We start from the raw sequence: 7501 nt of genomic DNA, 5'->3' as shown, positions 1-7501 counted from the left end.
GGCTCTCGCGATCCTCTGTGCGCTGGTGGTCCCGAGTGCCGTCGCGATCGCGGTCGGGGAGGACGGGCGGACGGCGTCGTTCGCGACGTGGTACATCGGCGGCATCGGTGCGGTCATGACGATCGTCATGACACGCCGGCGCCCGTGGGTGGCGTGGTCGGGCACCGTGCTGCTCGCAGCGGGGTGCGCGCTGTGGATGAGTCTGCCCGTCGCGCTCGCCCTCGGCCTCGTCGGGTCGATCGTGTGGGTGGGCCTCGCCCAGCTTCTCGTGCGCTCGATGGATCGCGCGGCACGGGACACCACGAAGCTCGCGGAACTGCAGCAGGCCGCATCCGGCTGGCAGGCGTCCCAGGGAGTGCGCCAGCGGGAGCGGCGAGTGCAGGTGCAACTCGCCCTCGCGGTCGCCGGTCCCGTGCTGACGAAGGTGGTCGCCCACGGTGGTGTGCTCGAGGACTCCGATCGTCACGAGGCGCGGATCGCCGAGGGGCGCCTGCGCGACGAACTCCGGGGCGCCCGCATGCTCGATGACGACGTGCGCGCGGCCATCGACGCCGCGCGGCGGCGCGGCGCGACCGTCACGGTCTACGACGAGGGCGGGCTGGATGATGTCGCCGCCGAGCCGCTTCGGGTGATCAGGGCGGAGCTGGCCGACGCCCTCCGCGAGGCTCGCTCCGAGCGCCTGATCATCCGCACGTCTCCGCACAGCGACGTGGCTGTCACGGTGGTGGGTCGCTCCGGCGGCACCCACGGGCTCACCGACGAAGACGCCGTCGACCTGTGGCGCGAGATCCGGCACCCGGCGGGCTGAGCGCGCACCTGAGTGGCCGGCGGCCTGAGTGCCAGGGCGGAGCGCGAGCCTCCAGCCCCGCCGGCCCTGCTGGGGGAGGGTCCGGCGAGCGGAGGAGGCGAGGGGCGGCGAAGCCGCCCGCCCCTCGCCTACAGCGGAGCGGTTACCCGAAAACCGTCCGCAGACGGCCGACCCAGACCGTCTGAGACGGTGAATCGGCCGAACGCAAAAAGCGTTTCAGCTCCTTCAGTATGCGCGGGGCCGTCGCGGGGTGTATGTAGGCACTTTGGGGGACAGTTCGCGCGGCGCCCGATGTGGTTCAGCCCGCGAAGCGCCCGAAGGGGATGTCGCGGCGCAGCGGCGCCCTGAGACGCCGCTGTGTTCGGGTCCACGCGGATGGCCCGGCCGCGTCATCCACCACTGCCGCGGCGGCTTCGCGCTGGTACGCCTCGCTGACGACCGCCATGAGCGCGGCGAGCTCTTCCTCGGTGGGCGCGCCCCGCGCCACCTCGATCGTGAGGGCGTCCCGGTCGGGCGTGGTGTCCGTCACAGCGGGATGTTTCCGTGCTTCTTCGGGGGAAGTTCTGCCCGCTTGCCGCGCAGCGAGCGGAGCGCCTTGGCGATCGCGACGCGTGTCGCGGCCGGCTCGATGATGCCGTCGAGCTCGCCGCGCTCGGCCGCGAGGAACGGCGATGCGACGTTGTAGGTGTACTCGTTGGCCAGACGCGTGCGCACCGCCGCGACATCCTCGCCCGCATCCTCGGCCTTCTTGATCTCGCCGCGGTAGAGGATGTTCACCGCGCCCTGCCCGCCCATGACGGCGATCTCGGCCGTCGGCCAGGCCAGGTTGACATCGGCGCCGAGCTGCTTGGATCCCATCACGATGTACGCGCCGCCATACGCCTTGCGCAGGATGACGGTCACCAGGGGCACGGTGGCCTCGGCGTACGCGTAGAGCAGCTTCGCCCCGCGGCGGATGACCCCCGTCCACTCCTGGTCGGTGCCCGGCAGGTAGCCCGGCACGTCGACGAGCGTCACGATCGGCACGCTGAACGCATCGCAGAAGCGCACGAAGCGGCTGGCCTTCTCGCCGGCCTCGATGTTGAGGGTCCCGGCCATCTGCGACGGCTGGTTCGCGATGATGCCGACGGTGCGGCCCTCGACGCGGCCGAAGCCGATGACGATGTTCGGTGCGAACAGCGGCTGCACCTCGAGGAAATCGCCCGCCTGCCCTGAGCTTGTCGAAGGGTCGACGAGGTGCGAGATGACCTGATGGATGTCGTACGGCTGATTCGCGGAGTCCGGGATGATCGTGTTCAGCACGCGGTCGGAATCCGTCGTCTCGAACTCGAAGTCCGTCTCGTACACGGGGATCTCGGCGAGGTTGTTGTCGGGCAGGAAGCCGAGCAGCGTGCGCGCGTAGTCGATCGCGTCGTCCTCGTCTTCGGCGAGGTAGTGGGCAACACCCGAGCGCGTGTTGTGCGTGTAGGCGCCGCCGAGCTCCTCCATGCCGACATCCTCGCCGGTCACGGTCTTGATGACGTCGGGACCGGTCACGAACATCTGGCTGGTCTTGTCGACCATGATCACGAAGTCGGTGAGCGCGGGGGAGTACACGGCGCCGCCGGCGGCGGGGCCCATGATGAGGGAGATCTGCGGGATGACGCCGGAGGCGTGGGTGTTGAGGCGGAAGATCTCGCCGTACTTTCCGAGGGCGACGACGCCCTCCTGGATGCGGGCGCCGCCGGAGTCGAGGATGCCGATGATCGGCATGCCGCCACGCAGCGCGAACTCCATGACCTTGATGATCTTCTCGCCGGCGACCTCGCCGAGCGAGCCGCCGAACGTCGAGAAGTCCTGGGCGTAGACCGCGACCGTGCGGCCGTGGATGGTGCCGACGCCCGTGACCACCGAGTCGCCGTAGGGGCGCGACTTCTCCATGCCGAACGCCGTGGTGCGGTGCCGCACGTACTCGTCGAACTCGACGAAGCTGCCCTTGTCGACGAGCAGCTCGATGCGCTGCCGTGCGGTCAGCTTGCCCTTGGCGTGCTGCTTCGTCTGCGCCACCTTCTCGGCCGCGACGACCGCTTCGGAATAGCGGGTGCGCAGGTCGGCGATCTTGCCGGCTGTTGTGCTGAGGTCGGGCTGATCGGTCACGCTTTCCACCCTATCGGCGGGTCCCCCGCGCCGGTTGGAGGGTCGGCACAAGTCGTTCGCGATCGGCCTGTGGCTTCCCGCATCCGTCCGTGCGCGGCATCCTGGGCGCTCCTGACCTCATAGAAGTGGCCGTTGTGGTCGCTTCGTGGGGGTTGATGCGGCACTTCCTTCCACTCGAGCGCTCGGTGTGCCGGGTCGGGCGTGGCGAGGTGGTGCGGGTGGTCGCTTTGCGGGGTTTGATGCGGCACGACCTGCCACTCGAGCGCGACCCCGCACCTCAGCGGCGCAAGGGGATGCTGCGGCGAGGGCGCCTCGCGTAGGGTGGCGCCATGCCCATCCCAGAAGACGGCTACCCGCGCGCAGCCGGTGTGAGCCCCCGCCTCCAGGTCTCGGAACGCACAGGGTCGACGAACGCCGACCTCGTGGCGGCCGTCTCGGAGGGCGCGGCCGCGGACTGGCCGCACCTCGCCGTGCTTCTCACCACCGACCAGACGGCGGGACGGGGGCGCCTCGACCGCTCGTGGACGACACCGCCGGGAACGGCGCTCGCCGTCTCGGTGCTCGTCCGCGTCCCCGGCATCCCCCCGGCCGCACGGGGCTGGATCCCGCTCATCGCCGGCGCCGCGATGACGCGCGCCATCGATGTGCGCCTCGTCGGCAGCGGACGCAGCGCCCGGCTCAAGTGGCCCAACGACGTCCTCGTCGACGGGCTGAAGATCTGCGGCATCCTCGCCGAAGTCACGGCCGATGCCGACGCCATCGTGATCGGTGCAGGGGTGAACACGTCGATGACCCGCTCCGATCTGCCCGTGACGACGGCCACGTCGTTCGGGGCGCTCGGCATCGAGGTCGACGACGACGCCCTGCTCGCCGACTACCTCTCGTCGCTCGACGAGCAGCTCGCCGCGCTCGCCGGCGCCCACGGGAACGCCGATGTGGCCGGGGTTCGGGCAGAGGTCGAGAAGGTGTGCGTCACGCTCGGACTCGAGGTCGCGGTCGCCCTGCCCGACGGTACGACCCTCGAAGGCGTGGCCGAGCGCATCGCCCCCGACGGCCGTCTCGTCGTCGCCGGGCGCGCGGTCTCGGCCGGCGACGTCGTGCACGTGCGCTGACGCTTGCCCCACATGCGTTGACGCTGTGCCTCACGTGCGCTGACGCGTGCCGCCCGTGCGCGGACGCCGCCCCACGTGCCCGGGCCGCGTGGGATGCGGCGGACGTCGGCGCGCGGGGTCACAATGGAGGGGTGACTCAGCCGACGACTATCGGGGGGCGTCCGCAGATGCCTCCGCCGGGCGCACCCGCGCCCGAGATGCTCGTCGCGAAGTTCCGTGGGCACGCCCGCCGGCTCGGCTGGTCGGCCGTCGCGCTCGTCGCCGTCGCCGGCGCGTGCGGCTACTTCTACGACAACCTTCCCGCGCCATTCGAGAACTGGATGCTGCTCGCCGCGGCGGCCGCGATCGTGCTGCTCCTCGTGCTCATCCCCTTCCTGGTGTGGTGGTCGCGCACCTACACGATCACGACCCGCCGCGTCATCGCCCGCAGCGGCGTGCTCGCGCGGCGGTCGCGCGAGCTCCCGCACGCCCGGGGCTACTCGATCGATGTGCGTCGCGGCATCCTGCAGCGGATGTGGGGCGCGGGCAACCTGACGCTCTCGAACGGCGTCGACGAGCCGCTGCGCATCGTGAACGTGCCGAGCGTCGACCTCGTGCACGAGGCGCTGGTCGATCAGGTCGAGGTCAGCCAGATCCTGGCGCACCGCGACGCGCAGGGCTTTCCGCATCCCGCCGGCGACGTCCCGGGCTGACCCCGGCGCGCCCGTGCGCGAAGATGGATGCATGGGACATGTCGTGGGCGTCATCGGCGGTGGCCAGCTGGCCCGGATGATGATCGCACCGGCGGTGGAGCTCGGTGTCGAGCTGCGCGTGCTGGCAGAAGAGCAGGGAATGTCGGCGGCGCTCGCCGCTACGGGCGTGGGCGACTACCGGGATCAGGACGTCGTGCTGGCCTTCGCGCGCGAGGTGGACGTGATCACGTTCGACCACGAGCACGTGCCGCACGATGTGCTGCGCGCGATTCTCGCGGCGGGAGTGCCCGTGCATCCCGGACCCGACGCTCTGCAGTACGCGCAGGACAAGCTGCTGATGCGCGCGAAGCTCGAAGAGCTCGGGATGCCGCAGCCGGCGTGGGCCGCGGTGCACGACGAGACCGAGCTCCAGGCGTTTCTCGACGAGCACGGCGGCCGTGCGGTCGTCAAGACCGCCCGCGGCGGCTACGACGGCAAAGGCGTGCGCGTCGTGTCGGCGCCGACCGAGGCCGAGGATTGGTTTGCGGCGCTCGCCGAGTTCGGCGACGGCGCCGGGTCGCGGGGTGGGGCGCTCCTGGCCGAGGAGCTCGTCGATTTCACTCGCGAGCTCGCCCAGCAGGTCGCCCGTCGCCCGAGCGGGGAGGTCGTCGCCTGGCCGGTCGTCGAGACGGTGCAGCGCGACGGCGTCTGCGCCGAGGTGATCGCGCCCGCGCCGTACTCGAGCGAGAAGCTCATCGAGGTGGCCGCGCGCATCGGCGTCGAGATCGCGACCGGGCTGGGTGTGACCGGGATGCTGGCGGTCGAGCTGTTCGAGACATCCGATGAACGCATCCTCGTCAACGAGCTCGCGATGCGGCCCCACAACAGCGGGCACTGGACGCAGGACGGCGCCAGAACGAGCCAGTTCGAGCAGCACCTGCGGGCGGTGCTCGATCTTCCCCTCGGCGACACGAGCCCCCGCGAGGAGTGGTCGGTCATGGTGAACATCCTCGGCGGACCGGCCGAAGGGGCGCTCGATGACCGCTTCGCGGCGGCGATGGCGGCGCATCCATCGGTCAAGATCCACACCTACGGGAAGGCGCCGCGTCCTGGCCGCAAGGTGGGGCATGTCAACGCGGCAGGCGATGACCTCGACGACCTCGTCTACCAGGCGCGCGCCGCAACGGCTTTCTTTCAGTGAGTGCCCATAGCCTGGACCAGTGACTCGAGCTCTGCACTCCTCTGACGCGCCCCTGGTCGGCGTCGTCATGGGTTCTGATTCGGACTGGCGCGTCATGAGCGACGCGTCACAGGCTCTGATCGACTTCGGCATTGCGCACGAGGTCGAGGTCGTGTCGGCGCACCGCACCCCCGACAAGCTGCTTCGCTACGGCCGCGAGGCGCGTGCGCGGGGGCTCAAGGTTCTCATCGCCGGCGCCGGGGGCGCCGCCCACCTGCCGGGCATGCTCGCGTCGGTCACGGCGCTTCCGGTCATCGGCGTGCCCGTGCCGCTCGCCTACCTCGACGGCATGGATTCGCTCCTCTCCATCGTGCAGATGCCCGCCGGCATCCCGGTCGCTACCGTGTCGATCGGCGGGGCGAAGAACGCGGGGTTGCTCGCGGCGCGCATTCTCGCGGCATCCGACCCCGCTCTCGCCGATGCCGTCGAGGCCTACGCGCGCGATCTCGAGGCGATGGTCGAGGAGAAGAACTCCCGGCTCAAGGACTCGCTGTGAGCGTCGCGAGCCCGACCCTCACGCGTCCCCCCGCGAGCGCGCGATCATCCGCGTTCGAGACCCGCCCGCTGCGCTACCCCGAGACGGGGTCTCGCGCGGTGATGACGCGCCGGGGCTGGTGGCTCGTGCTCCTCAACTTCCTCGTGCCCGGATCGGCGCAGTCGCTCGCGGGCAACCGCCGGCTCGGCCGGATCGGGCTCGCCTCGACGCTCACCCTGTGGGCCATCGTCGTGGTCGCGCTGCTGTTCGCGCTGCTCTGGCCGACCGCCGGCCTCAGCATCCTGACCGGCGCGTGGCTCCCGGACTGGCTCAGCCTGCTCCGGCCCCTCCCGTTGTTCCTTGCCCAGGGGCTGCTTATCGCGTATGCCGTCGTGTGGGTCGTGCTGGCCATCGACACGCTGCGCCTCGTGCGGCTGGTGAAGACCGGCAGCTCGGCTCGCTTCGGGATCGCCCTCGGCGCAGTCGTTCTCACCGTGGTCGCCAGCGGAACGGCCGCGTATGCCGCGTCTTCGGTCGGCGCGGCGCGCGAGACCCTGGGCTCCATTTTCCAGGCGACTGGACCAGTCGTACCCCCCAGCGACGGGTATTACAACATCCTGCTGCTTGGCGCGGACAGCGGCGAGGGCCGCGACTCGATGCGCTTCGACAGCATCTCGGTGGTGTCGGTGAACGCCACGACCGGCGCGACGACGATCACCGGCATCCCGCGCGACATGCCCAACGTGCCCTTCTCCGCCGGGCCGATGCAGGATCGCTACCCCGAGGGGCACACGGGTCACGCCGACCCCACGTGCGGGTGGGGGAGCGGCATCAACCAGCTGCGCACCGAGGTCGAGGTGTGTCAGGACGGCAACGCGCTCTACCCGGATGCGGAGGCCAACGGCTCGGAGCCGGCGATCGAGGCGACGAAGGATGCCGCGGAGGGCGTGCTCGGCATCGAGATCCCTTACTACGTCTTCGTCGACATGCACGGGTTCGCCGCGCTCGTCGACGCGCTCGGCGGGGTCGACATCACGGTCGAGCAGCGCCTGCCCAAGG

8 protein-coding genes are annotated in these 7501 nt (G+C 70.8%); 6 read left to right on the top strand and 2 right to left on the bottom strand.

What is annotated here, in order from left to right:
• The coding region (locus VNT50_RS07685; RefSeq protein ID WP_325484522.1) for a hypothetical protein at nt 1-808 on the top strand (808 nt) is incomplete at its 5' end.
• A gap of 298 nt (nt 809-1106) precedes the next feature.
• Here VNT50_RS07685 and VNT50_RS07680 read toward each other — a convergent pair.
• Both VNT50_RS07680 and VNT50_RS07675 read right to left on the bottom strand, forming a co-directional pair.
• Nucleotides 1107-1337: an acyl-CoA carboxylase subunit epsilon gene (locus VNT50_RS07680; RefSeq protein WP_325484521.1), complete on the bottom strand. Its 231-nt coding sequence runs from the start codon at nt 1335-1337 to the stop codon at nt 1107-1109.
• Nucleotides 1334-2944 (bottom strand): acyl-CoA carboxylase subunit beta, encoded by a 1611-nt coding sequence (locus tag VNT50_RS07675; RefSeq protein WP_414683954.1) that lies wholly within the window; start codon nt 2942-2944, stop codon nt 1334-1336. The genes VNT50_RS07680 and VNT50_RS07675 overlap by 4 nt, the downstream gene beginning before the upstream one ends.
• Before the next feature lie 329 nt (nt 2945-3273).
• Here VNT50_RS07675 and VNT50_RS07670 point away from each other — a divergent pair, with 329 nt between their 5' ends.
• The 5 genes from VNT50_RS07670 to VNT50_RS07650 all read left to right on the top strand — a co-directional run.
• Entirely contained in the window at nt 3274-4056 is a 783-nt protein-coding gene (locus VNT50_RS07670; protein ID WP_325484519.1) for a biotin--[acetyl-CoA-carboxylase] ligase, read from the top strand.
• A 131-nt stretch (nt 4057-4187) separates the two neighbouring features.
• Nucleotides 4188-4748, top strand: a complete 561-nt coding sequence (locus VNT50_RS07665) for a PH domain-containing protein (RefSeq protein WP_325484518.1) — start codon at nt 4188-4190, stop codon at nt 4746-4748.
• 31 nt (nt 4749-4779) lie between these two features.
• The gene (locus VNT50_RS07660; protein ID WP_325484517.1) at nt 4780-5928 is read left to right on the top strand and encodes a 5-(carboxyamino)imidazole ribonucleotide synthase; all 1149 of its coding nucleotides are present in this window, start codon (nt 4780-4782) and stop codon (nt 5926-5928) included.
• Nucleotides 5929-5995: 67 nt separating this feature from the next.
• Nucleotides 5996-6463: a 5-(carboxyamino)imidazole ribonucleotide mutase gene (gene purE / locus VNT50_RS07655; RefSeq protein ID WP_325484523.1), complete on the top strand. Its 468-nt coding sequence runs from the start codon at nt 5996-5998 to the stop codon at nt 6461-6463.
• On the top strand, nt 6460-7501 hold a 1042-nt coding region (locus VNT50_RS07650), incomplete at its 3' end, for an LCP family protein (RefSeq protein ID WP_325484516.1). The genes purE and VNT50_RS07650, both read left to right, overlap by 4 nt.

Origin of the sequence: Microbacterium sp. (assembly GCF_035554235.1) — a bacterium.
Classification (GTDB): domain Bacteria; phylum Actinomycetota; class Actinomycetes; order Actinomycetales; family Microbacteriaceae; genus Microbacterium.
The sequence above is the reverse complement of the archived record's forward strand: the minus strand, read 5'-3'. Positions and strand labels throughout refer to the sequence as shown.